Annotated in this window: 26 protein-coding genes; 18 read left to right on the forward strand and 8 right to left on the reverse strand. The window is 70.2% G+C overall.

Translation table 11 applies throughout. The features are described from left to right. Positions 1-6: 6 nt before the first annotated feature. A complete protein-coding gene (locus tag AC1DWP_RS12110; RefSeq protein ID WP_477614724.1) occupies positions 7-1,242 on the reverse strand; it encodes an SGNH/GDSL hydrolase family protein in 1,236 nt (411 codons plus the stop codon). Positions 1,243-1,445: 203 nt separating this feature from the next. Here AC1DWP_RS12110 and AC1DWP_RS12115 point away from each other — a divergent pair, with 203 nt between their 5' ends. Then, complete coding sequence (locus AC1DWP_RS12115; protein WP_477614725.1) at positions 1,446-2,822, forward strand: cystathionine beta-synthase; 1,377 nt, start codon at positions 1,446-1,448, stop codon at positions 2,820-2,822. A gap of 24 nt (positions 2,823-2,846) precedes the next feature. Here the strand turns inward: AC1DWP_RS12115 and AC1DWP_RS12120 are convergent, their stop codons facing one another. Then, positions 2,847-3,737, reverse strand: coding sequence for a cobalamin-binding protein (locus tag AC1DWP_RS12120; protein ID WP_477614726.1), 891 nt, complete (start codon positions 3,735-3,737; stop codon positions 2,847-2,849). 167 nt (positions 3,738-3,904) lie between these two features. Here AC1DWP_RS12120 and AC1DWP_RS12125 point away from each other — a divergent pair, with 167 nt between their 5' ends. From AC1DWP_RS12125 to AC1DWP_RS12140, 4 genes are all read left to right on the forward strand, one after another. Next, complete coding sequence (locus tag AC1DWP_RS12125) at positions 3,905-5,380, forward strand: MFS transporter (protein WP_477614727.1); 1,476 nt, start codon at positions 3,905-3,907, stop codon at positions 5,378-5,380. A gap of 12 nt (positions 5,381-5,392) precedes the next feature. Then, positions 5,393-5,956, forward strand: coding sequence for a universal stress protein (locus AC1DWP_RS12130; RefSeq protein WP_477614728.1), 564 nt, complete (start codon positions 5,393-5,395; stop codon positions 5,954-5,956). 104 nt (positions 5,957-6,060) lie between these two features. Further along, positions 6,061-6,639: a DnaJ family domain-containing protein gene (locus tag AC1DWP_RS12135; RefSeq protein WP_477614729.1), complete on the forward strand. Its 579-nt coding sequence runs from the start codon at positions 6,061-6,063 to the stop codon at positions 6,637-6,639. An 11-nt stretch (positions 6,640-6,650) separates the two neighbouring features. Next, on the forward strand, positions 6,651-7,106 hold the full coding sequence (locus tag AC1DWP_RS12140) for a lamin tail domain-containing protein (protein WP_477614730.1): 456 nt from the start codon (positions 6,651-6,653) through the stop codon (positions 7,104-7,106). 71 nt (positions 7,107-7,177) lie between these two features. Here AC1DWP_RS12140 and AC1DWP_RS12145 read toward each other — a convergent pair whose 3' ends face one another. Together AC1DWP_RS12145 and msrA are read right to left on the reverse strand one after the other, a co-directional pair. Then, positions 7,178-7,666, reverse strand: a complete 489-nt coding sequence (locus tag AC1DWP_RS12145; protein ID WP_477614731.1) for an N-acetyltransferase family protein — start codon at positions 7,664-7,666, stop codon at positions 7,178-7,180. A gap of 157 nt (positions 7,667-7,823) precedes the next feature. Next, positions 7,824-8,546 carry a peptide-methionine (S)-S-oxide reductase MsrA gene (gene msrA, locus AC1DWP_RS12150; RefSeq protein WP_477615300.1) on the reverse strand — a complete coding sequence of 241 codons (723 nt, stop codon included), beginning with the start codon at positions 8,544-8,546 and terminating at the stop codon, positions 7,824-7,826. Positions 8,547-8,651: 105 nt separating this feature from the next. Here msrA and AC1DWP_RS12155 point away from each other — a divergent pair, with 105 nt between their 5' ends. The 7 genes from AC1DWP_RS12155 (at position 8,652) to ilvA (ending at position 16,017) form a co-directional block, all read left to right on the forward strand. Beyond that, a complete protein-coding gene (locus AC1DWP_RS12155) occupies positions 8,652-9,662 on the forward strand; it encodes a GNAT family N-acetyltransferase (RefSeq protein WP_477614732.1) in 1,011 nt (336 codons plus the stop codon). Next, entirely contained in the window at positions 9,659-10,123 is a 465-nt protein-coding gene (locus tag AC1DWP_RS12160) for an MOSC domain-containing protein (protein ID WP_477614733.1), read from the forward strand. Before AC1DWP_RS12155 ends, AC1DWP_RS12160 begins: the two co-directional genes overlap by 4 nt. A gap of 21 nt (positions 10,124-10,144) precedes the next feature. Next, complete coding sequence (locus AC1DWP_RS12165; protein WP_477614734.1) at positions 10,145-11,332, forward strand: cystathionine gamma-synthase; 1,188 nt, start codon at positions 10,145-10,147, stop codon at positions 11,330-11,332. A 58-nt stretch (positions 11,333-11,390) separates the two neighbouring features. Then, on the forward strand, positions 11,391-12,710 hold the full coding sequence (locus AC1DWP_RS12170) for a glutamate mutase L (RefSeq protein ID WP_477614735.1): 1,320 nt from the start codon (positions 11,391-11,393) through the stop codon (positions 12,708-12,710). 189 nt (positions 12,711-12,899) lie between these two features. Beyond that, positions 12,900-13,874 carry an ATP-binding cassette domain-containing protein gene (locus AC1DWP_RS12175; protein ID WP_477614736.1) on the forward strand — a complete coding sequence of 325 codons (975 nt, stop codon included), beginning with the start codon at positions 12,900-12,902 and terminating at the stop codon, positions 13,872-13,874. Further along, positions 13,871-14,728 (forward strand): ABC transporter permease, encoded by an 858-nt coding sequence (locus AC1DWP_RS12180; RefSeq protein WP_477614737.1) that lies wholly within the window; start codon positions 13,871-13,873, stop codon positions 14,726-14,728. The genes AC1DWP_RS12175 and AC1DWP_RS12180 overlap by 4 nt, the downstream gene beginning before the upstream one ends. Positions 14,729-14,790: 62 nt before the next feature. Continuing rightward, entirely contained in the window at positions 14,791-16,017 is a 1,227-nt protein-coding gene (gene ilvA / locus AC1DWP_RS12185) for a threonine ammonia-lyase (protein ID WP_477614738.1), read from the forward strand. Positions 16,018-16,050: 33 nt separating this feature from the next. On the opposite strand, the gene greA is transcribed toward ilvA, so the two are convergent. Further along, the gene (gene greA, locus AC1DWP_RS12190) at positions 16,051-16,545 is read right to left on the reverse strand and encodes a transcription elongation factor GreA (RefSeq protein WP_477614739.1); all 495 of its coding nucleotides are present in this window, start codon (positions 16,543-16,545) and stop codon (positions 16,051-16,053) included. A 370-nt stretch (positions 16,546-16,915) separates the two neighbouring features. Here greA and AC1DWP_RS12195 point away from each other — a divergent pair, with 370 nt between their 5' ends. Then, positions 16,916-17,362 (forward strand): hypothetical protein, encoded by a 447-nt coding sequence (locus tag AC1DWP_RS12195; protein WP_477614740.1) that lies wholly within the window; start codon positions 16,916-16,918, stop codon positions 17,360-17,362. Here the strand turns inward: AC1DWP_RS12195 and AC1DWP_RS12200 are convergent. After that, positions 17,318-17,683: a DUF4307 domain-containing protein gene (locus AC1DWP_RS12200; RefSeq protein ID WP_477614741.1), complete on the reverse strand. Its 366-nt coding sequence runs from the start codon at positions 17,681-17,683 to the stop codon at positions 17,318-17,320. The two genes, AC1DWP_RS12195 and AC1DWP_RS12200, sit on opposite strands and share 45 nt — an antisense overlap. Positions 17,684-17,778: 95 nt before the next feature. Between AC1DWP_RS12200 and mca the strand changes: the two genes are divergently transcribed. Genes mca through AC1DWP_RS12215 form a run of 3 tightly spaced genes read left to right on the forward strand, consistent with a single transcriptional unit; the run spans position 17,779 to position 19,411 of the window. Beyond that, on the forward strand, positions 17,779-18,714 hold the full coding sequence (mca, locus tag AC1DWP_RS12205) for a mycothiol conjugate amidase Mca (protein ID WP_477614742.1): 936 nt from the start codon (positions 17,779-17,781) through the stop codon (positions 18,712-18,714). Continuing rightward, positions 18,711-18,986, forward strand: a complete 276-nt coding sequence (locus tag AC1DWP_RS12210) for a hypothetical protein (RefSeq protein ID WP_477614743.1) — start codon at positions 18,711-18,713, stop codon at positions 18,984-18,986. The genes mca and AC1DWP_RS12210 overlap by 4 nt, the downstream gene beginning before the upstream one ends. A gap of 41 nt (positions 18,987-19,027) precedes the next feature. Next, positions 19,028-19,411 carry a VOC family protein gene (locus AC1DWP_RS12215; protein WP_477614744.1) on the forward strand — a complete coding sequence of 128 codons (384 nt, stop codon included), beginning with the start codon at positions 19,028-19,030 and terminating at the stop codon, positions 19,409-19,411. 4 nt (positions 19,412-19,415) lie between these two features. On the opposite strand, the gene trhA is transcribed toward AC1DWP_RS12215, so the two are convergent. Both trhA and AC1DWP_RS12225 read right to left on the reverse strand, forming a co-directional pair. Beyond that, the gene (gene trhA, locus AC1DWP_RS12220; RefSeq protein WP_477614745.1) at positions 19,416-20,120 is read right to left on the reverse strand and encodes a PAQR family membrane homeostasis protein TrhA; all 705 of its coding nucleotides are present in this window, start codon (positions 20,118-20,120) and stop codon (positions 19,416-19,418) included. Between the two features lie 58 nt (positions 20,121-20,178). Further along, positions 20,179-21,054 carry a thioesterase family protein gene (locus AC1DWP_RS12225; RefSeq protein WP_477614746.1) on the reverse strand — a complete coding sequence of 292 codons (876 nt, stop codon included), beginning with the start codon at positions 21,052-21,054 and terminating at the stop codon, positions 20,179-20,181. A gap of 99 nt (positions 21,055-21,153) precedes the next feature. Between AC1DWP_RS12225 and AC1DWP_RS12230 the strand changes: the two genes are divergently transcribed. Then, positions 21,154-21,915, forward strand: coding sequence for an isoprenyl transferase (locus AC1DWP_RS12230; protein WP_477614747.1), 762 nt, complete (start codon positions 21,154-21,156; stop codon positions 21,913-21,915). Positions 21,916-22,334: 419 nt separating this feature from the next. Continuing rightward, positions 22,335-23,663 (forward strand): PhoH family protein, encoded by a 1,329-nt coding sequence (locus AC1DWP_RS12235; RefSeq protein WP_477614748.1) that lies wholly within the window; start codon positions 22,335-22,337, stop codon positions 23,661-23,663. The last annotated feature ends 173 nt before the right edge of the window (positions 23,664-23,836 follow it).

Below are 23,836 nucleotides of genomic sequence, written 5' to 3' on the forward strand. Positions count from 1 at the left end.
GACCGCTTAGTCAGCCTCGATGGTATGCCGTGTGGCTGGGTCCGTGGGTGTGTCCTTGCTCTCGCCGGACTCGACGCGGGACGCGACGCCGGACTCGCGGCCGGACGCGACATCGGACTCGGAGCTGGCCTCGACGCCGGACGCGTGCGCAGCGTGGCGGGTGAGGTCGGTCGCGCCGTCACCCGGGACCTGTGGGGCACTGTCGTTGGAGCCTGCAGTCGGGCCGTGCGCCTGCTCATGGCGGTCGGGCACCGGGTTGTGGGGGCGACGCAGCAGCATCGCCCAGCGACCACGGGGGCCGCGGCTCTGGCCGGCGATCTGGGTGGCGCTCACCTCGGTCCCGGGGTCGCGCACGGCGTGCACCGCTGCGATCGCCACGGGACCAACCCCCTCGCCTCGGCGGGTGTCGGGGGTGCGTTCCTCGGACCGCTCGCCCGACCACACGCCCAGGGCGGCATACACGCTGGGCAGCAACGCGGAGGCGGCCCGGGCATAGCCGGCGGGGGAGGGGTGGAAGCGGTCGGCGCTGAACATCTCGTGCGGACGCTCGGCGAACTCGGGGCCGAGCAGGTCTCCCAGCGAGACGGTGCGACCCCCGGCCTCGACCACGGCGACGGTCTGGGCCGCGGCGAGGTCGCGCGACCAGCGGCGTCCGATCAGCCGGAGCGGCTGGGGGATGGGCTGGATGGTGCCCAGGTCGGGGCAGGTGCCGACCACGACCTCGGTGCCCAGCACTCGCAGCGCCCGCACGGTCGTCTCGAGGTGGCGTACCGCCACCGCCTTGTTGATTCGGTGCGTGACGTCGTTGGCGCCGATCATGATGACCGCGACGTGGGGACGCGCCACCTGGTCCAGTGCGTTGGCGAGCTGGAGCTCCAGCCCGGAGGACTCGGAGCCCACGACGGCCGTGTTGGTGAGTCGGACAGGCCTGCCGGTGAGGGCGGAGACGCCGTTGGCGATGATCGCGCCGACCGTCTGGTAGCGGTTGTCCGCGCCCATGCCCGCGGCCGAGGAGTCGCCGAGGACGATGAGCTCGACCGGCTCGCCCACGCCGGCGCCGTAGGTGCCGTTGTCGTCCGGAGAGCCGTCGAAGGGCTGGCCGACGATCCGTCGGGCGACCTTGGCCTCGGCCTTGAGCACGCCGTAGCCCAGCGCGCCCAGGGCGCCGATGCCCGCAGCGAGACCGCCACCGCCGTAGGCAGCGGTGGCCGCGATCTTGCGCGCGCGTCGAGCACGACCCATCGACAGCTCCCTCTCCTCGCCGGTCTCCCTGACGTTAACGGCTGACCATGACATGGTGTGCCCCCTCCCCCTCTGATGGTCCGCCGGGGGGTGTTCCCAGGGCTCCACCAGTTGTGGGAGAGCACAGTTGGGGGACTTTCCAGTGACTGGCCCGCCGTCTGCCGCGGGTCCGGCGGGTGTCCAGCATCTGAGAGGATGGGCTGGTGAAGTACGCAGAGCACATCGCCGACCTCGTCGGGAACACGCCCCTCGTCAAGCTGAACTCGGTCACCGAAGGGGTCGCCGCGACGATCCTGGCCAAGATCGAGTACATGAACCCGGGTGGGTCCGTGAAGGACCGCATCGCGCTGAAGATGGTCGAGGCCGCGGAGGCCTCCGGCGAGCTCAAGCCCGGCGGCACGATCGTCGAGCCGACGTCCGGCAACACCGGCGTGGGCCTGGCTCTCGTGGCCCAGCGCAAGGGCTACAAGTGCGTGTTCGTCTGCCCTGACAAGGTCAGCCAGGACAAGCGCGACGTGCTGAAGGCCTACGGCGCCGAGGTCGTGGTCTGCCCGACCGCCGTGGCTCCCGACCACCCGGACTCCTACTACGAGACGTCCGACCGGCTCGTGCGCGAGATCGAGGGCGCGTGGAAGCCGAACCAGTACGCCAACCCCATGGGACCCGCTTCCCACTACGAGACCACCGGCCCCGAGATCTGGGACGACACCGACGGTCGGGTGACGCACTTCGTCGCCGGCGTCGGCACCGGCGGCACGATCACCGGCACGGGTCGCTACCTGCGCGAGGTGTCCGACACCCGCGAGGGCGGACGCGTCCAGATCATCGGCGCGGATCCCGAGGGTTCGGTCTACTCGGGCGGCACGGGCCGTCCCTACCTCGTCGAGGGCGTCGGTGAGGACTTCTGGCCGACGGCCTACGACCCGAAGGTCGTCGACGAGGTCATCGCCGTCAGCGATGCCGACTCGTTCGAGATGACGCGCCGCCTCGCCAAGGAGGAGGGCCTGCTCGTGGGCGGTTCCTGCGGCATGGCCGTCGTCGCCGCCCTGCGCGCGGCCAAGGACCTGCCCGCCGAGGCCATTGTCGTCGTGCTGCTGCCCGACAGCGGGCGCGGCTACATGTCCAAGATCTTCAACGACGACTGGATGAGCTCCTACGGCTTCATGCGGTCGGTCGACCAGACCACCGTCGGCGAGCTGCTGCACAAGAAGGCCGGGGACATGCCGGCCCTCGTGCACACGCACCCGACCGAGACCGTGCGCGACGCCATCGAGATCCTGCACGAGTACTCCGTGTCGCAGATGCCGGTCGTCAAGGCCGAGCCGCCCGTCATGGCTGGCGAGGTGGCGGGCTCGGTCAGCGAGCGAGCCCTGCTCGAGGCGCTATTCAACGGCAGCGCTCACCTCACCGACTCGGTCGACAAGCACATGGAGGCTTCGCTGCCCCTGGTGGGCGCGGGCGAGCCCGTCTCGGTCGCCCGCCACGAGCTCGAGAAGGCCGACGCCATCATGGTCGTCGAGGACGGCAAGCCGGTCGGCGTGCTGACCCGCGCCGACCTGCTCATCGCCCTGGTCGACTAGCCCTCGCGCCCTGTCGCGGCAGGTCTATCGCAGCCGTCGTGCCATGTCCTGGCCCGGCGGCTGCGTCGCGTCCGGGTGCAGGATGCCGGCCAGCGCCTCGACACCGTCGACGAGGCGAGGACCGGGACGCGCGAAGCTCGCGTTCGCGTCGACAGCCCAGACAGGTATGCCGGGTGGCAGCTCACCGTCGTCGATCGCCTTGCGTGCCAAGGCAACCGAGCCCTCGAGGTCGTAGCCGCAGGGGGCGCACACGATCACGTCCGGTGCGCTCTCCCGGACGGCGTCCCAGGTCACCCGGACCGACTTCTCGCCGGCCGTGCCGAGCGCGTTGAGGCCGCCGGCGAGGGTCACCATCTCGGGCACCCAGTGACCCGGGGCGAAGGCGGGGTCGGTCCACTCGAGGACCAGGGCCCGCGGTCTGGGCGCCCCGCGCACTGCCTGCTCCACGGCATACAGGCGCTGGCGCAGGCCGGCCACGAGCCGACCGGCGCTGCCCTCGCAACCGGTGGCGGTGCCGAGGGCGGTGACGGAGTCCAGGACCTCGTCGAGGGTGTGCGGGTCGATCGTCAGCACCTCGGCCCGGCATCCGAGGTAGGCGAGCGCGTCGTCGACGACGGACACGTCGACTGCGCACACGGCGCAGAGGTCCTGGGTGACGACGAGGTCTGCGTCCAGGGCGCCGAGGGCTCCCGCGTCGAGGTGGTAGAGGTCCTCGCCGGCGGCCATCGCCTTGCTCACGAAGGCGTCGATGTCGCGGGGCGACAAGCCCTCCGGGATGGCCGTCGTCGAGACGATCGTGCGGCTGCGGGCCTCGACCGGGGTGTCGCACTCGAAGGTGACGCCCACGACCTGGTCGCCTGCGCCGATGGCGAAGAGGAGCTCCGTCGTCGAGGGGAGCAGGGACACGATTCGCATGGACCAGACCCTACGCAGGGAGGCGCCGCAGGGGTGTTCAAGGTGGGTCGCGCGCGTGTTTGCGCAGGTCAGGGCATTGTTCAACGTGCGAATCGGACGAACCGCGCGTAGGTTCTCCCGTCGGGTGCGTTGCGCAACCACCTGACGTGAAGAGCGAGGAGTGGCCCATGACGACAGCAGCAGTCCCGACCGAGTCCGAGGCGGTGCGGAGCCTGATCCCGATCAGGATGGACCGGCTGCCCTGGGCCCGGTTCCACTGGTTGGTGGTGGTCGGTCTGGGCGTCTCGTGGATCCTCGACGGGCTCGAGATCCAGCTCGTGTCCAACGCGGGTTTCCAGGACAGCCTCCACATGAGCTCCACTCAGGTCGGCTTCGCGGGCACGATCTACCTCATCGGCCAGGTCGTCGGGGCGCTCACCTTCGGCCGCCTCACCGACCGGCTCGGCCGCAAGAGGCTGTTCATCATCACCCTGGCCATCTACCTGATCGGATCGGGCATCGCAGGTCTGGCCTGGACGCCGTGGTTCCTCTACCTGTGGCGGTTCGTGGCAGGTCTGGGCATCGGCGGCGAGTACACCGCGATCAACTCCGCCATCGACGAGCTGATCCCGGCGAAGTACCGCGGCCGGGTCGACATCGCCGTCAACGGCACCTACTGGGCGGGCGCGCTGCTGGGCGCCTTCGCGAGCTTCTGGTTGCTGGACACCGACCACGTCGCCGAGAACGTCGGGTGGCGGGTGGCCTTCTTCATCGGACCGGTGATGGGCCTGATCATCATCTGGCTGCGCCGGCACATCCCCGAGAGCCCGCGCTGGATGGTGACCCACGGCCAGGGCGAGGAGGCCGAACGCATCGTCGACGAGATCGAGGCGTCGGTGGAGGCCCAGGGCAAGACCTTGGCCCCGGTCGACGAGGACAAGGCGATGAGCATCAAGGCCAGGGAGAGCATCCCCTTCCGTGACCTGCTCCACGTCTTCGTCAAGAAGTACCCGTCCCGTACCGTGCTCGGCCTGACGATGATGATCACGCAGAGCTTCCTCTACAACGCCATCTTCTTCACGTATGCGTTGGTGCTGCAGAACTTCTACCACCTGGACAAGTCGGCGGCCGCGATCTACTTCATCCCGTTCGCCGTCGGCAACCTCGCAGGACCGCTGCTGCTCGGCCACCTCTTCGACACCATCGGCCGGCGCAAGATGATCTTCGCGACGTACATGATCGCCGGACTGGTGCTGCTGGTGTCGGCGTTCCTGTTCAAGGCCGGCACGCTCAACGCGACGACGCACACGATCTTCTGGTGCGTGTCGTTCTTCTTCGCCTCGGCGGGAGCGTCCTCGGCCTACCTGACAGTGAGCGAGATCTTCCCGCTCGAGGTGCGCGGCCAGGCCATCTCGTACTTCTTCGCCATCGGCCAGATCTTTGGCGCCCTGGGGCCTGTCCTGTTCGGCGCCCTCGTGGGAGAGGGCAAGGAGCGCACCCCGCTGTTCTGGGGCTACGTCCTGGCGTCGGCGATCATGCTCGTCGGCGGCCTGGTCGCCATCCGGATCGGGGTCGACGCCGAGGGCAAGGGGCTGGAGGACATCGCCGACCCGTTGAGCAAGGTCAGCGACGACGATCCGCAGTCCGAGCCGGTCCGCGCGTAGGAGGTGGTGTTGATGGGAGTTCTCGACGAGATGCAGCCCTACACGATCGTGGTCGGGGTCAGCGCGACCTCCAAGTCGCCCACCGCGCTGCACTGGGCCACCGAGCTGGCGGCCCTGCGCGGCGGGCGCGTCGTGGCCGTGCGCGCGTGGCGGCCCACGCCCCCGCAGACGGCATCCAGGGTCACCCCGGCGCCGATCACCGAGGACGCCGGCGCCGCGCAGGAGCAGGCGCTGGCCGACCTGCAGGCCGATGTGGCCGAGGTGCTCGGAGGTGGGCACGGCGTCGAGGTCCGGCTGGTCCCCGGCGGCAAGCGCGTCGGCCTGCTCGCGGCGGCTGAGCACGCGGACCTGCTGGTCATCGACGCACCCCGACGGCTCGACCTCACGACCCTCCCGGGGTTTGCCATGCGCCTGGTCAACGGTGCGAGCTGCCCGGTGGTGGTCATGCCGCCGAGCGTCTCGGGAGCCCCCCGCACGCCGCTCGAGCGTGCCGCCGGGAGCGTGGCCCGCAACGTCACCGAGGCAGCTGGCCGCGCCGGGCGGCCCGGCCTGAGCCACCCCGCCCCACCCACCTAGACGAGGTATGCCGCGTGGTCACCCGCATGCTCTCCGGCGTGGTCGCCCACGTGCTCGCCCACGCGGCATACCTCGTCGGTGGCTGCGCGAGTTAGGTTGGCACCATGGAGAACTGGGAATCTCCGGTGGAACGGGCCATCCGTGAGGCGCAGGAACGCGGGGAGTTCGACAACCTGCCCGGCTCGGGCAAGCCGCTGCGCAGCCTCGGTGACCCGGAACGTGAGGACCCGGACTGGTGGGTCAGGCGGCTGGCCGAGCGGGAGCACCTCGACCTGTCCGGCGCGCTGTCACCCCCGCTGGCGCTGCGCAAGGAGGCGGCTGGGTTCCCCGCGTCGCTGCTCGACCTGCGGACCGAGGCCAGCGTCCGTGCCGTGCTCGACGACTACAACCACCGCGTGAAGATCGACCGGCTCCGACCCGGTATCGGGCCGCGCTACCCGATCTGGGCGCCGCTGGTCGACGTCGACGACCTGGTGGGGCAGTGGCGTGCTCTCCGCGAAGCCGCTCGCGAGTCCACTGCGGCCGACCCGGCCAGCGCGGAGCCGGCGGCGTCAGCGCGGGACCGGCGGGGCCCTTCGTGGGTCAGTCGGCTCTTGCGGCGCAGGTCAGGGGGGTCGTCCGTTCGGACCGAGCTCCGGGCAAAAGGTGCGAACTCGACAGGCCGGGAGCCGGGCCGCGCCTAGTCTTTCGCCCCATGCGCTCTCGTCTCGCCCTCCCCGTCGTGCCCGCCGTCGCCCTCGCTGTGGGGCTGTTCGTTTCGGCATCCGCCGACGCGGCGGTCCCCGCCATCCGGATCACCCAGATCCAGTACGACTCACCGGGATCGGACACCGGATCCAACGCCAGCCTCAACACCGAGTGGGTGCGGATCACCAACACCACGGCCACAAACCGTTCGCTGACCGGCTGGACGCTCAAGGACAAGCAGGGCTACACCTACCGGTTCCCGACGTTCACGCTGAAGGCCAAGGCATCGGTCTACGTCTACACCGGCAAGGGAGCCGCCACCAGCACCAAGCGCTACTACAACCGCACCTGGTACGTCTGGAACAACACTGGTGACTCGGCCTACCTGCGCGACAGCAAGGGCGTCCTCAAGGACTCCTGGACCTTCGCCGACATCGGTGCCGCGTACCGCGTGAGTCGCTGAGCTGGGGGGCGCCCTGGCGGTGGGTCAGGCGCGCCGAGATCATGATGCCCCCAAGGAGAACGCCACGGACGTCAGAGCTCGAGCAGCATCAGGTGCAGTCCGACCCGGCCGTGGGTCCTGGATTCGAAGGCTGCTGGGACCGTTGCGAGGATCCTGAAGCCGAGGTCCCGCCACAGCCGGACTGCCGCGGTGTTGGTCTCGACCACGGCGTTGAACTGGATCGCGGCGAAGCCCTCCCGCCGGTGCCAGGCCACCATGTCCTCGGCCAGGGCGCGCCCGACACCGTGGCCGCGCGCCGCCGATCCCACCATGAAGCTCGCCGTCCCGATGTGCGAGCCGCGCCCGGGTCGGTTGGGCCCCATCTTCGCGCTGCCCAGCAGGGTGCCGTCGTCGTCGACCGCGACCACCGATCGCCCTGGCGCGTCCTCGAACCACAGGTCGCGGATCTGCTCGTCGGAGAGGTCGGGCGGGTAGGCGTAGGTCTCACCGGCGTCGACGACCTCGCGGAAGATCGGCACGAAGGCGTCGAGGTCGGAGTCGGCGATGTCACGGATCTGCACGGCGTCACCGTATGCCGCGCGCCCACCGCAGCGGGCGTTGCACCTCCCCGGTGGGGACTGAAATCCAGAAAGCGGAATGCGCCTTCGCATTTCTGAAGGCGCATTCCGCTTCCCGAACCTTGACGCGCGTCCAGGAGCGCGACGCGCGGCTCTCGAGTCAGCCGCTGAGGTCGCTCGAGTCGTTGACGCGCAGGACGCTCTCCTGCGACGGGAGCTGGTCCTGCTTCACCAGCCCGACGGGGCAGGTCATGCCGTTGGGTCCGTGGTTGCAGTAGCCGCCGGGGTTCTTGTAGAGGTACTGCTGGTGGTAGTCCTCGGCATAGTAGAACGCGCCCGCGTCCTCGGCTGACCGCAGCTCCGTCGTGATGGTGCCGAACCCGTTGTCCGACAACACCTTCTGGAACGCCTCACGTGTCGCCTCCGCGGCCCGCTGCTGGTCCGGCGTGGTCCAGTAGATCGCGGACCGGTAGGCCGTGCCGATGTCGTTGCCCTGCCGGTTGCCCTGGGTCGGGTCGTGGTTCTCCCAGAACTCCTTGAGCAGCAGCTCCGGCGTGGTCTGCTCCGGGTCGTAGGCGATGAGCACCGCCTCGGCGTGGCCGGTGAGGCCGGTGCAGGTCTCCTCGTAGGTCGGGTTCGGCGTCAGCCCACCCATGTAGCCGGCCGCCGTCGTGACGACGCCGGGCTGCCTCCAGAAGATGCGCTCCGCACCCCAGAAGCACCCCATCGCGATGTAGAGCACCTCGGTGCCGTCCGGCCACGGACCCTCGAGCGGGGTGTGCAGGACGACGTGGTCGTCAGCGATGTGGAACGGACGCGTCTCGCGTCCTCGCAGGGCGGTCTCGGCGGTGGGCAGGGTCGTCTTGGCACGCGATCCGAATATCACGACCGGTCCAACGCGCCCCGGCTCTCGACTGTTCCGTGCTCGGGCGCCAAGGCGCTGCGAAACGGTTGGCGCAGAGGGCGCTGGCCCGGGCAGGGTGGTGGCATGGTCACCATCACCCTGATCGAGGACCCGGACGACACCCAGCGGCAGCTCTTCGACGACTGGGCCGAGGTCTTCGCCGCGGACGGCCGACACCAGTTCGGCCCGGACCACACGGCCCACTCGGCTGACGAGCTGCGCGAGATGGGTCGCAGCACCGACCGACGCCGGATCCCCTGGGCAGCCGTCAACGACGCCGGGACCGTGGTCGGCGCCGCAGGCCTCGCGATGCCGCAGCACGACAACCTGTCGCAGGCCATGGTCTTCGTCGTGGTCCATCCCGACCACCGTCGCCGCGGGGTCGGCAGCGCACTGCTCGATCACACCGAGGCCGCCGCCCGCGGGCATGGTCGCTCCGTATTCCTCGCAGAGACGCAGTGGCCCGTGGGTGCGCGGGACGAGAGCGGCGAGGAATTTGCTGCGCCGCACGGGTATGCCGTCGCCCAGACCGTGATGCGCAGCTCCCTGTCCCTCCCGGCGGACCGCGGGCGCCTGGAAGCCGCGCTGGCCGGGGACGAGGCGGACGGCTACGTCGTGCAGACCTGCTGGGACGGCATACCTGACGCGTGGTTGGCGGGGCGCGCGGAGCTGAGCCGGCGGATGAGCACCGACATCCCGATGGGCGACCTCCAGCTCGAGGAGGAGCGCTGGGACGAGGAGCGCGTGCGCGGCGACTACGAGCGGATCGCGGCCATGGGCCGCCGGGTCGTGGACACGTATGCCGTGCACCAGGCCACCGGCGAGCTGGTCGGCTACACGCAGGTGCAGGTGCCGCGCGAGAACCCGGCGGTGGCATTCCAGCAGGACACGCTCGTGGTGCGCGAGCACCGGGGGCACCGCCTCGGCCTGCGCATGAAGGCCGCCGGCACGCTCTCGCTCATGCAGGAGTCTCCTGCCACGAGGAGCGTCCGCACCTGGAACGCCGACGACAACGCCCCCATGCTGAACGTCAACCAGGTGATCGGCTTCGTGAACGACGCGATGATGCGCGAGTGGCAGAAGGTGACACCGTGAACGACGACCCGGTGGACGTCGATCTCGGGACGGTGGTGTCCATCCACGTCGCGAAGGCCACCAAGCTGCCGATGAGGTCCGTCGACTCGGTCGTGGCGGAGGCCGGAGCGGGGCTGGTGGGGGACCGCTACCACGGGTCGAGGCATCGCCACGTCACGGTGCAGTCGGAGGCTGCGCTGACCGAGGCGAGCCGCGAGCTCGGAGCCCCCGTCGAGCCCGGAGCCACTCGTCGCAACATCACGGTGTCCGGCGGCCCCGTGCCCGGTCGCCCGGGGACCCGGGTCCGGATGGGGGAGGCCCTCCTCGAGGTGGTCCGCCCCGCCGCGCCCTGCCGGTTGATGGACGACTTGATCGGGCCGGGAGCCATGAAGGCACTGCACGCACGAGGCGGCACGGTCTTCCGGATCCTGGAGGGCGGAGTGGTCCGCGTGGGTGACCCGGTGGTGAGGGAGCAGTCCTGAGCGGAGGCTAGCCTTGCGGCCATGAGCGAGCAGAGCAGCAACCAGGGCTTCGCCACGCGTGCGATCCACGCGGGCCAGGAGCCCGACCTCGGCACCGGGGCGGTCATCACCCCGATCTTCCAGGTCTCCACCTACAAGCAGGACGGGATCGGTGGGTTCCGCGGTGGCTACGAGTACAGCCGCTCCGCGAACCCGACCCGCACCGCCCTCGAGGAGTGCTTCGCCGCCCTCGAGGGGGGCGCTCGCGGGTTCGCGTTCTCGTCGGGCCTCGCGGGCCAGGACACCGTCCTGCGGGCCCTGCTGAAGCCCGGCGACCACGTCGTCGTGCCCAGCGACGCCTATGGCGGCACCTACCGGTTGTTCAACACGGTGCTGGCGACCTGGGGCATCGAGCACACGATCGCCACGATCGCCGACGTCGAGTCGGTGCGCGCGGCGATCCGCCCGGGGCTGACCAAGATCGTCTGGGTCGAGACGCCGACCAACCCTTTGCTCGGCATCGCCGACATCGCCGCCCTCGCCGAGGTGGCGCACGAGGCGGGCGCCCTGCTCGTCGTCGACAACACGTTCGCGTCGCCCTACCTCCAGCAGCCGCTGTCGCTCGGGGCGGACATCGTCACGCACTCCACCACCAAGTACTGCGGCGGCCACTCCGACGTCGTCGGTGGCGCCGTCGTCGTGGGCAACGACATCACCGTTCCCGGCTTCGAGGACGCGGTGGATCGCGTTGCAACGCATCAGAACTCGATGGGTGCGGTCGCCGGCCCGATGGACGCCTGGCTGGTCCTGCGGGGTCTCAAGACGCTCGCGCTCCGCATGGAGCAGCACAGCGACAACGCCGAGCGCGTGGTCGACTTCCTGCTCAGCCACCCGGCGGTCAGCGCGGTCCACTACCCGGGGCTCGAGAGCCACCCCGGGCACGAGGTCGCCAAGCGCCAGATGAAGCGGTTCGGCGGCATGATCTCGTTCCAGGTCAAGGCCGGCGAGGACGTCGCCGTCAAGGTCTGTGGCGAGACCCAGCTGTGGACCCTCGGCGAGTCCCTCGGCGGGGTCGAGTCCCTCATCGAGCACCCGGCCCGGATGACGCACGCCTCCGTCGCGGGCACCGAGCTGGAGGTGCCGGCCGACCTGATCCGTCTCTCGGTGGGCATCGAGGACGTCGAGGACCTCATCGCCGACCTCCAGCAGGCGCTCGACCGGCTCGGCTGACCGGCCCAGCGGGCATCGGGCGAACGACCAACGGGCGAGCGGGGATCGGGCCAACGACGTGGCGCAGCTGCTGTGTGTCGACTTCGGGTCGACCTTCACCAAGGCCGTCCTCGTCGACGGGTCGGGGTCGGTCGTCGCCACGTCCTCCACACCGACGACGATCGGCACCGATGTCCTGGACGGCTACCGCACCCTGCGCGCGGAGCTCGCGGTCCACGGCCCCGTCGACGAGGTGCTCGCGTGCTCGAGTGCGGGGGGCGGGCTGCGGCTGGCCGTCGTGGGCTACGAGCGGGACGTCACTGCGCAGGCCGGCCACCGCGTCGGGCTGAGCGCCGGCGCGCGGGTGTCCCACGTGACGTCGGGACCGCTGTCCGGTGACGGGGTCCGGGAACTGAGGAACAGCCGCCCCGACCTCGTGCTGCTCGTGGGTGGCACGGACGGCGGCAACGGAGAAGTGCTGCTGCACAACGCATCTCGCCTGGCGAAGGCTCGCATCGGAGCACCTGTCGTCGTGGCGGGCAACGCCGATGTCCAGGCCGAGGTCGCCGCGATCCTGTCCTCGACGGGGCGCTCGTTTACCATGGCCGACAACGTGCTGCCGGCCATCGGCGTCATCGTCCCCGAGCCGGCCCGCGCCGCGATCAGGCAGGTCTTCCTCGACCACGTCATCGGCGGCAAGGGCCTGTCCAAGGGGCCGGACTTCGCGGCGATGGTGCAGGCCCCCACCCCTGACGCCGTCCTCGGCGGGGTCGCCGTCCTGGCCGAACACCTCGACGGTGACGTCATGGTGGTCGACATCGGGGGAGCGACCACCGACGTCTACTCCGCGCTGCGACCGCAGGGTGAGGACGCCGGACTGGCCAAGGACGTGGTCGCCCCGCTGTGGCACGCACGGACCGTGGAGGCAGACCTCGGCATGCGGTGGAACGCCGAGGGGATCGTCGAGGCCGCCCACCGTGAGCAGGTGCCCCTCCCCCCAGGCATCGACGGGTATGCCGCGCGCCTGGTCCGCGACACCGGTCACCTTCCGGAGGGGGGCGACGAGTGGGCGATGGACCTCGCCCTGGCACGGGCCGCAGCAGTGGTCGCAGTGCGGCGTCACGCCCGACCGCCCGGGCCCGGTGCCGGGCCCCGGCCGCTGGCCGACGTCCAGGTCGTGATCGGCTCCGGAGGGGTGCTCCGGCACGCCACGTCCGTTGGGCGCGAAGAGGTGCTGCAGTCGGTCAGGAGCGACCACGCCGGCGGCTGGAAGGTTCCTCGGGAGGCTGCCCTGGTGACCGACACGGCATACCTGCTCTTTGCGGTGGGCCTGTTGCGCGAGAGGCACCCGGTCGCCGCGCGGGCCCTGGCGAAGGCCGTTGTCGGTGGTGGGGCGTAGCGTCGGTCCAGCGGGGTGTGCAGGGGAGCTGCTGCGGGGTGTGCGGGGTAGCGGCGGGCGGGGCGGAAGCGGGGTTGCGGGCAAGGAGACGGACGCGATATAACGTGTCTCGACCAACGCGATATAACGCGAATTGGAGGACTGGAAAATGACTGGTTGTGCAAGCAGACCCCGGCCTAGGGTCGAGGCATGACAGCCCTGGCGATCGAGGCCGAGCACCTCGTCAAGCGATTCGGTGACCAGACGGCCGTCGACGACGTGAGCTTCTCGGTGCCCGAGGGGTCGGTGCTGGGGCTGCTCGGTCCCAACGGCGCCGGCAAGACGACGACGGTGCGGATGATGACGACGCTGGCCCGGCCCACGAGCGGCACGGCCAGAGTCGCGGGGCACGACGTGCTGCGCGAGCCCGACGCGGTGCGCCGGTCCATGGGCCTCACCGGCCAGGCGGCCACGGTCGACGAGCTGCTGACCGGCCGCGAGAACCTGCGGTTGATCGGGTCCCTCTACGGACTGTCGTCGTCCTACGTCAAGGGGGCGGGCGCCGACCTGCTGGAGCGGTTCTCGCTGACGGAGGCGGCCGACCGGACCGTCAAGACCTACTCCGGTGGCATGCGTCGTCGGCTCGACCTCGCCGTCAGCCTCATCGCCACGCCGCCCGTCCTCTTCCTCGACGAGCCCACCACCGGGCTCGACCCCCGCAGCCGTGTTGAGCTGTGGGAGGTGTTGCGTGGGCTCGTCCAGGACGGCACCACGCTGCTGCTCACCACGCAGTACCTCGAGGAGGCCGACCAGCTCGCCGACCGCATCGTCGTCATCGACCGAGGCCAGATCATCGCCGAGGGCACCCCTCTCGAGCTCAAGGACCGCAGCGGCAAGGCGAGCCTGGTGCTCACGGTGTCGCGCGCGGAGGACCTCCAGACTGCCGCCGAGATGTTGCGCCAGCGCGTCTCCGAGGTCCACGTCGACGAGGCCGCCCGCCAGCTCACGGCGCCGGCCGAGGGACTGCGCGACATGACGCGGATCGCCGCGATCTTCGAGGACAGCGCGATCGAGCTCGACGACCTCGGCCTGAAGCGACCGAGCCTCGACGACGTGTTCCTCCACCTCACCGGCCACCGGGCCGAGAACGTTGCCACCGACACCGACCAGGAGCAGGCGTCATGACCACCGACACCACCACGCGCAGGTCGGCGAGCGGCATCGCCCGCCCCGAGATCAAGCCGACCGGCCTGCTGCGGCAGTCCCTCGCGATCACGCGACGCAACCTCATCCACATCAAGCGGATGCCCGAGATGCTGATGGACGTCACCATCCAGCCGGTGATGTTCGTCCTGCTGTTCGCCTACGTGTTCGGCGGCTCCATCGCGGTGCAGGGCTCGCCCGCCGGCTACCGGGAGTGGCTGATGGGCGGGATCATGGGGCAGACCATCGCCTTCGCGTCCTTCATCGTCGCCGTCGGCCTGACCGCCGACATCGACAAGGGCATCGTCGACCGCATGCGGTCGCTCCCGATCAACCCCTCGGCCGTGCTCGTGGGTCGGAGCATCTCCAGCCTGATGCACTCCAGCATCGGCATCCTCGTCATGTCCGTCACCGGCCTGTTCGTCGGCTGGCGGATCCGGGGCAGCTTCGCCGAGGCCGTGCTGGCCTATGCGCTCCTGCTGCTGTGGGGCTTCGCCATGATCTGGATCGGCATCCTCGTCGGATCGGCCATGCGGTCGGTCGAGGCGGTCAACGGACTCATGTTCACGACCATGTTCCCGATCACCTTCCTGGCCAACACTTTTGCGCCGACCGACAACATGCCGCACGCCTTGCGGGTGATCGCCGAGTGGAACCCCATCTCGTCGCTCGTGCAGGCGGTGCGTCAGCTGTGGGGCAATGACATCCCGGTGCCGGCCGATGCCCAGCTGCCGATGCACCACCCGGTCGTGACCACGCTGATCTGGACCATCGGACTGACCCTGGTCATCGCCCCGCTGGCCATCCGCGCCTTCAACAAGCGCACGCAGGGCTAGGTCACCCGGGGCTGACCCACCGATGGCGTCGGGGTGCCGTGGAAGGGACTAGCCTTCCGGCCATGGCATCACCGACGCTGTCTGTCACCCTCGACGACGTGCGCGCTGCGCAAGACCTGCTCAGTGGCATCGTCCGTCCCACGCCCCTCGAGTACAGCCGAGCGCTCTCCGACAGAGTCGGCGCCGAGGTCTTCCTCAAGTGCGAGAACCTCCAGCGCGCCGGGTCCTTCAAGATCCGGGGCGCCTACACCCGGATGGCCAGGCTCTCCGACGAGGAGAAGGCGCGCGGCGTGGTCGCGGCCAGCGCCGGCAACCACGCCCAGGGCGTCGCGCTGGCTGGTCAGCTGCTCGGCATCGACGTCAAGGTCTACATGCCTCATGGCGCGCCCATGCCCAAGCTGCTCGCGACGAAGGCCTACGGAGCCTCCATCGAGCAGGTCGGCACCACGATCGACGAGTGCCTGGTCAAGGCCCGCACGTGGGAGGCGGACAACGGAGCGGTCCTCATCCACCCCTTCGACCACCGCGACATCGTGGCCGGTCAGGGCACCGCCGGGCTGGAGATCCTCGACCAGTGCCCGGACGTCAAGACCATCGTGGTCAGCACCGGCGGCGGGGGCCTGCTCGCCGGGATCTCCGTCGCCGTCAAGGCTGCCCGCCCCGACGTGCGGATCATCGGCGTGCAGGCCGAGCAGGCCGCGGCATACCCCTTGTCGTTGGCGGCGGGCAAGCCGGTCGCCTACGAGAACATGCAGACGATGGCCGACGGCATCGCCGTCGGGATGCCGGGTGACGTGCCCTATGCCCTCGTCCGCGAACTGGTCGACGCGATCGAGACGGTGAGCGAGGAGGAGCTGTCGCGGGCCCTGCTGTTCACCCTCGAGCGCGCCAAGCTGGTCGTCGAACCCGCGGGCGCGGCGGCGGTCGCCCACCTGCTCGACAAGGCAGGTCAGCAGCAGCTCGACGGACCAGTGGTGGCGGTCCTCTCAGGCGGCAACATCGACCCGCTGCTCCTGCTGCGGATCATCCGGCACGGCATGGCGGCAGCCGGACGCTACCTGCAGTTCCGCGTGCGGGTCTCGGACCGTCCCGGCCACCTCGCGAAGCTGCTCGCCGACTGTGCGGCCGTCGACGCCAACGTCCTCGAGGTCGAGCACATCCGCACCGGCACGACGATCACGGTCGACGAGGTCGAGATCGGACTGCAGCTCGAGACCCGGGGCAAGGAGCACTGCGACGAGGTCCTGCGCACCCTGCGCGGCCACGGCTACGAGCTCAAGTTCAGCTGAGCGGCATGCCTGGGCCGCGAAGGGCGCAGCTGCTCAGGCGGTGTAGGGCGTCGCTGACTTGACGCGGACCTGGATGGTCTTGCCGTTGGGCGCCTTGTAGGACGCCTTGTCGCCGGCCTTCTTGCCGTTGATGGCAGCGCCGAGGGGGGACTTCTCGCTGTAGACCTCGAGGTCGGTGCCGTCGGCGATCTCGCGCGAGCCGAGCAGGAACGTGACGTCGTCGCCGAACATCTCGACGGTCACGACCATGCCCTGCTCGACGACACCGTCATCGGCCGGCTTGGTGCCCACGATGGAGTTCTCGAGCAGCTGGGTCAGCTGGCGGATGCGGGCCTCCATCTTGCCCTGCTCCTCCTTGGCCGCGTGGTAGCCGCCGTTCTCCTTCAGGTCGCCCTCGTCGCGGGCGGCCTCGATCTTCTTGGCGATCTCCGTACGGCCGGTGCCGGAGAGCTGGTCCAGCTCGGCCTTCAGACGGTCGAAGGCCTCCTGGGTCAGGTAGCTCGCGGTGGGGGTCGCGGTCTCGCTCACGGTGTACTCCTTGTTCGGGTCTCCGCCGGACGCGGACGCGTCTCGGAGATGGTGGTACGCACAGCGGCCCGGACCCCGACCACGTTCGCAGTGGCATCGCAGTGTCGGGTCCAGACCGCTCGGTGAAAGGACAAGACTACATCGCCGCGCTCGAAAGGGTCCATTTCGCCGAGTTCGTGGACAGTGGCTCCGGTATGCCGCGGCATCGCGTCGGCTGGTCGGCCCACCTCGGGGGCCGAGCCGGTATCTTCGCAGGTCAGACGGGGTGGGGTGGCCTTCGTCCAAGCAAGCCCGAAGTCGGCCCCAAGTGAGCCCCGGCACGCTGCTGCCTTGACGGGGAAGGCCCGTCCGAGAACCAAGGAGACCCAGCATGTCCGTCACCACTCCCACCACCACGACTCGCGGGCTGCGCATCGCCATGGCGATCCTCCTCGCGACCGACCTCACTGGCGGGCTCCTCGCGGTCCGCGCCGGCGTCAACACCTGGGGTGAGGCCTGGGGCCCGGAGGCCCTGCTGGCGGCGCCGGTGCCGATGATCCTCGCGCAGCTGCTGCTCGTCTGGCTCGCCACCAGATCGCCCGGGCGGGTGGCCATCGGGGCCTCCGGACTGCTGGCCGCCGCCTGCCTGGTCAGCGTGGTGTCCGGGTTCTTCGACGGCGGCCTGGGCAACGACGAGCTCACGCCAGGGCTCGCGGCGTTCCAGTACTTCCTGCTGGCGGTCACGACGTCGGTCGGCGGGCTCGCCCTCGGACGGCTGGTCTCCCTCGTGCGCCTAGGAGGCCGCGCAGCTGCGGACGCTGCCGCCGACGGCCCGTGACGCGGTGCGTACCACCACCTGCTGGTGCACCGACCGCTCCGCGGAGGGTGGCACCTGGACCTCGAGCACCCCGACGACGCCGTGCGCCGTGTCCTGCGCCTGGACCGTGCACGTGACGGCTTGGGCGGGGGACCGGTGCACGTCGAAACCGACCTGCACGCTGCGGTCGTCGAGCACCTTGTAGTCGGTGTCGGTCCACGTGACGGCGCCCAGGCTGTTGGCCAGCCCGAGCCAGACCGCGAGGGCGACCCCGATGGTGCAGCCGATCGTGCCGATCACCCACCAGCGACCGGTGCCGGGTGCGGGACGGGGGAGCGGCATGGGTGACCTTCCGCGGGTGAGAGGATGGCAAACGGTCCGGACGTCTGGTGACTCCGGAGGACCATTGTCGGCGATGGACGAATGAGGTTGTGCAGGTGGCTGACCGGTTGCGACTGATGGCGGTGCACGCGCACCCCGACGACGAGTCGAGCAAGGGTGCGGCGACGATGGCGAGGTACGCCGCCACGGGCTATGACGTGCTCGTGGTCTCGTGCACGGGCGGCGAGCGGGGCGATGTGCTGAACCCCCGGCTCAAGGGCGACCCCCACATCGAGCGGGACCTCGCGCAGGTCCGCCGTGACGAGATGAAGCGCGCCCAGGAGATCCTCGGTGTCCAGCACACGTGGCTGGGCTTCGTCGACTCCGGTCTTCCGGAGGGTGACCCGTTGCCGCCGCTGCCCGATGGGTGCTTCGCCCTCGAGCCGATCGAGGTGACGACCGAAGCCCTCGTCCGCGAGATCCGCCGGTTCCGCCCCCACGTCGTGACGACGTACGACGAGAACGGCGGCTACCCCCACCCGGACCACATCATGACCCACACGGTGTCGATGGCGGCCTTCGCGGCGGCAGGCGACGCCGCGGCATACCCCCATGCTGGTGAGCCGTGGCAGCCGCTGAAGCTCTACTACAACTCGCACAACCGGGCCAAGTACGCCGCCTTCCACGACGCGCTGCTGGAGCAGGGCGTCGAGAGTCCGTATGCCGACTGGCTCAAGGACTGGGACCCGGAGAAGGCCCGCACCATCACCACGCGCGTGCACTGCGCCGACTGGTTCGACCAGCGCGACCAGGCGCTGCTGGCGCACGCGACGCAGATCGACCCGGACGGCGCCTGGTTCCGCGTGCCGCGTGACATGCAGGTGAACGTGTGGCCGACCGAGGACTTCGAGGCGGCCCTGTCGTACCTGCCCGTCATTCCCGTCGAGGACGACCTCTTCGCGGGCATCCCGGACGCGGCCACGGGCGACGAGCTCGCGACCAGGGGCGACCTGGAGCTCGCCTACGACGGGCGCCGCGAGGTGACGTCGTGAACGGCGCGCCCTCGGCGATGGTCTCGCCCGGACTATGGGGCTTCGTCGCCTTCTTCGTGCTGGCGGTCGCGCTCTACCTCCTCATGCGCAACATGAACGCCCGGATGCGACGGATGTCCTACCGTGCCGAAGAGCTCCAGCGCGAGGCCGAGGCCGAGGCCGCCGTCAAGAAGTCCCGCAAGGACGGGTCGGGCGGGCAGCAGCCGGAAGGGCCCTCCGACAGCGGTGACGCCGACGGCCCGGAGGGGCAGACTGGGGAGTCCAGAACGTAGCGCTCCGCCCTGGCGGGGCGCCGACCCAGGGAGGCCCCGTCATGAGCGGTCGCATCGTCCACTTCGAACTCCCCTACGACGACGGGGAGCGGGCCCGCGCGTTCTACGGCGACCTGTTCGGATGGGACCTGCAGTCCTACCCCGGCATGGACTACACGATGGTGTCCACGGGCCCGAGCGGTGACCAGGGACCGACCGAACCCGGGTACATCAACGGGGGAATGGGCCAGCGGTCGACCACCCTCGCCTCGCCGACAGTGGTCATCGACGTGGAGGACATCGACGCCACGCTGGCCCGGGTCGAGGCAGCCGGCGGTGCCGTGTTGTCACCCAAGGATGCCGTTGCCTCGATGGGCTTCTCGGCCTACTTCAAGGACACCGAGGGCAACATCGTGGGTCTCTGGGAGACCGCGCCGCAAGCCTGACGCGTCAGCTGGGTGAGCCGGCGCCGGCGCCGTAGACCGTCATGGACGCCGCGATGTAGTGCACCGTGAACGCGGCGACGGTCAGGGTGTGGAAGATCTCGTGGAACCCGAACCAGCGCGGTGAGGGGTTCGGCCGCTTGATGCCGTAGACGAGGGCCCCCAGCGTGTACAGCAGGCCGCCGACCGCGATCAGGGTGACGATGACCGGACCGCCGAACTTGAGGAGCGGGCCGAGGTAGAAGACCGCGACCCACCCGAGCGCGACGTAGACCGGGGTGTAGAGCCAGCGGGGGGCGCCGACCCAGAAGACGCGGAACAGCACTCCGGCGATGGCACCGGACCACACGATGATCAGCATGGTCCGGGCGTCGTCGCGGGGGAGCAGGAGCGTGAAGGGCGTGTAGGTGCCGGCGATGATCAGGAAGATGTTGGAGTGGTCCATCCGCTTCAGGATGCCCGCGACCTTCGGCGACCAGTTGCCGCGGTGGTAGACCGCGGAGGTGCCGAACAGGAGCCAGGCGGTGACGCTGAAGACCGCGGCGGCGATGCGCGCGGGAGTAGTGGGGGCCAAGGCGATCAGGACGATGCCTGCCGCGAGGGCGAGGGGGACCATGCCGGCGTGCAGCCAGCCGCGCAGGTGCGGCTTCACCGCAGCGACGACTGACTCGAGTGGGCCCTGCTGGGAGCGAGGGGCGGGTGCCGTAGTCATGCCACCACTGTAACCTACGGTTGCGTAGGTTACCTGAGCGTAGGTTGTGAGGTCGGCCTCAGGCGGGGCTCGGAGACCGACCGTCCGTCACTCCTGCATCGCTGGCCGCAGGAGCCGCAGGAGCCGCACCCACCGCCACCGCCGGTCGGACCAGCAGCGCCTGCGCCGTCCGGCCCACGAAGCCGTGCTCGTCGAACACCTCGGCCTGCGCCAGGCCCGCGGCGCCGCCGCCCAGGATGGTCTGGGCGCGCAGGCCGATCCACTCCCCGCCGGGTTCGCGGACCAGGTGGCCGGTGAGCTCGGTGTTCATAAACTGCCAGTCGCGAATGTCCAGGGCCGCGCTGGCCCCCGAGGCGGAGTCGACGCACACGAGGAACCGCTGGAGCGGTGACAGCGGCTCGCCGGGCACGAGGGTCACGCGCGGACGCATCCAGACCGTGGCCGGTCCGGGGTGCTCCAGAGCGCCGTCGACCCACGACCACTCGATCGCGTCGAGGTACCCGGGGTGCCAGCCACGCGGCATACCGTGCTGGACGCCCTCGGCGTGTCCCGGCGGGGGCACGGGAAGCCCCGTCACCGGCCCCGACTCGACGCGCGGCACCAGCCACAGTGCCGCCCGCGCCACCGGACGCCCGGTGGCCACGTCGACGAGCTCGCACTCGACCAGCTCCACGGACCGCCCCGGGCGGGCCACACGCGCGGTCACCCGCAGCCTGCCCACCGGTACCGGTCCGAGCAGGTCGCAGGTCACCCGCGCGACCACCCGCGACCCGTCGCCCACGCGCTCCGCCTCACGCGCCATCAGTGCCATGGGTGGCCCACCGTGCTGGGCGTCCGCCGACCACGGTCCCGCCGTGTGGGGCGTGGCGGTCACGGTGCTGCTTCCCACCTCCGTCGCGTCGAGGTCGTAGAAGGATCCGGGAGCGAGCGACATGGTCGCCATCCTGCCTGACCGCGCGGGGCGCGCGGGGGTAGCGTGGTGCGTTGGGACCGAGAGGGTCGAGTGCAGTTCGGGAGAAGGCGAGGAGTGGCCGTGGCGTTGTCCGACCTCCTGTATGCCGCGTACGAGCGACGACTGAGTCGTCGCCTTTCGCGGGAGACCCTTCCCCGGCACGTCGGCGTGATGCTCGACGGCAACCGCCGCTGGGCCAAGGCCCGTGGCCACGGCACCAAGGAAGGGCACCAGGCCGGAGCGGACAACATCGCCGGATTCCTGGACTGGTGCGAGGAGGCGCGGGTCGAGGTGGTCACCCTGTGGCTGCTGTCCACCGACAACCTCAGCAGGCCTGCGGCCGAGGTGGTCCCACTGCTGTCGATCATCGAGAACACCGTGAGCGACCTGGCCCAGACCAAGCGCTGGGTGATCAACCCGGTCGGGTCGCTGGACCTCCTGCCGGCCGAGACCGCGCGCCGCCTCAAGGAGAGCGCCGACCTCACCGAGGGCGTCAAGGGCATGACGGTCAACGTCGCCGTGGGGTACGGCGGACGCCAGGAGATCACCGACGCCGTCCGGTCGATGCTCGTCGCGCACGCCGCGAACGGCACCACGATCGAGGAGCTGGCCGAGACGCTCCAGGTCGAGCACATCGCCGAGCACCTCTACACCAAGGGTCAGCCGGACCCCGACCTCGTCATCCGCACGTCGGGCGAGCAGCGGCTGTCCGGCTTCCTGCTCTGGCAGAGCGCGCACAGCGAGTTCTACTTCTGCGAGGCCTACTGGCCCGACTTCCGGCACGTCGACTTCCTGCGCGCCCTACGGGCCTACGCCGAGCGCAACCGCAGGTTCGGCAGCTAGCAGCTGACCGCAGACCGGGCGCTCATGGGCAACTGGGCGACCACGTGGCATACCAACGCCCGAGGGCTCCCTCGGCCGGTCGGGTCAACTCTGGATGACATGGGAGGACATGCGGCGTGGTTGCGTCGTGGAAGCCCCACACGGTCGTACCGTCCGTAGTGACGCGGGGCACCCGTCCCACGTTCGGGGAGGCCGACCTATGGAGCGAATCCAGCTCCGAGCGGAGGGCCGGAACCGGCTCCACCGCAGTGGGAGAGCCTGGTCCCGGCACCTCGTTCGCGAGTAGGCGCATCGCGCCGAAGCGCGCGCTGTGCCAAGGAGAGACATTGGCCTCGAACCACGACAGCACCCGTCGTACCTCCTTCAGCTCATCGCCGCGCACCGCCAGCACGTCGGTCACCCCAGGGGCCTCTCGCGCCATGCCGGTGCCGAAGGTGAAGGGCAAGCCCCAGGCGCCCGCGTTCCGGACGTTCGTGCTCGACACCTCTGTCCTGCTGTCCGACCCGCGCGCCATGCTGCGGTTCAAGGAGCACGAGGTCGTGCTCCCGGTCGTGGTCGTCACCGAGCTCGAGGCCAAGCGGCACCACCCGGAGCTGGGGTACTTCGCGCGGCAGGCGTTGCGGCTGCTCGACGACCTGCGCATGAGCGAGGGGCGGCTCGATGCGCCTGTGGCCGTCGGGGACGTGGGGGGCACCCTGCGCGTCGAGCTCAACCACACGGACCCGAGCTCGCTGCCGGCCGGCTTCCGGCTGGGGGACAACGACACCCGGATCCTGTCGGTCGCCAAGAACCTGTCCGACGAGGGGTTCGCCGTCACCGTCGTCAGCAAGGACCTGCCGATGCGGGTCAAGGCGTCGGCCGTCGGGCTCGACGCGGAGGAGTACCGCGCCGAGCTCGCCGTCGACTCCGGCTGGACCGGCATGGCCGAGCTCGACGTCACCACCGTCGAGATGGACTCCCTCTACGAGCACGGCCGCATCGAGAACGCGGCGGCCGCCGAGATGCCCTGCCACACCGGCCTGGTCCTGCTCTCGCCGCGGGGAAGCGGTCTGGGGCGGGTCGGCGCCGACAAGCAGATCCGGCTGGTGCGCGGCGACCGCGACGCGTTCGGGCTGCACGGCCGCAGCGCCGAGCAGCGGATCGCCCTCGACATCCTGCTCGACCCCGACGTGGGCATCGTCTCCCTGGGCGGGCGGGCCGGCACCGGCAAGTCCGCGCTGGCGCTGTGCGCCGGCATCGAGGCGGTCATGGAGCGGCGCCAGCACCGCAAGGTCGTCGTCTTCCGCCCCCTGTATGCCGTGGGGGGCCAGGAGCTGGGGTACCTGCCTGGTTCGGAGTCCGAGAAGATGGGGCCGTGGGCCCAGGCGGTCTTCGACACCCTGGGAGCGCTGGTCTCGCACGAGGTCGTCGAGGAGATCATGGACCGGGGCATGCTCGAGGTCCTGCCGCTGACCCACATCCGGGGTCGCTCGCTGCACGACGCGTTCGTCATCGTCGACGAGGCGCAGAGCCTGGAGCGCAACGTGCTGCTCACCGTGCTCTCGCGCATCGGCCAGAACTCACGGGTGGTGCTGACGCACGACGTCGCGCAGCGGGACAACCTGCGGGTCGGTCGGCACGACGGGGTGGCCGCTGTCATCGAGGCGCTCAAGGGGCACCCGCTGTTCGCCCACGTCACCCTCACCCGCAGCGAGCGCAGCCCGATTGCGGCGCTGGTGACTGACCTGCTCGAGGGACTCGAGGTCTGAGGGACGCCTGGCGCGGAGTCGCTGCCGATGTGTCCGGAGGCACACCGCCCTGCTCAGAGGGCGGTGTGCCTCCCCCAAATGGGTGAATCTGGTGTCACACCTGTCACAGGAGCACCAGTGGTATGAAGGCGATTGGAGTTCGACTTCCAAGGTCGGGTAAAGTCTCGGTTTCA

This window comes from Pedococcus sp. P2_F6 (assembly GCF_056403675.1).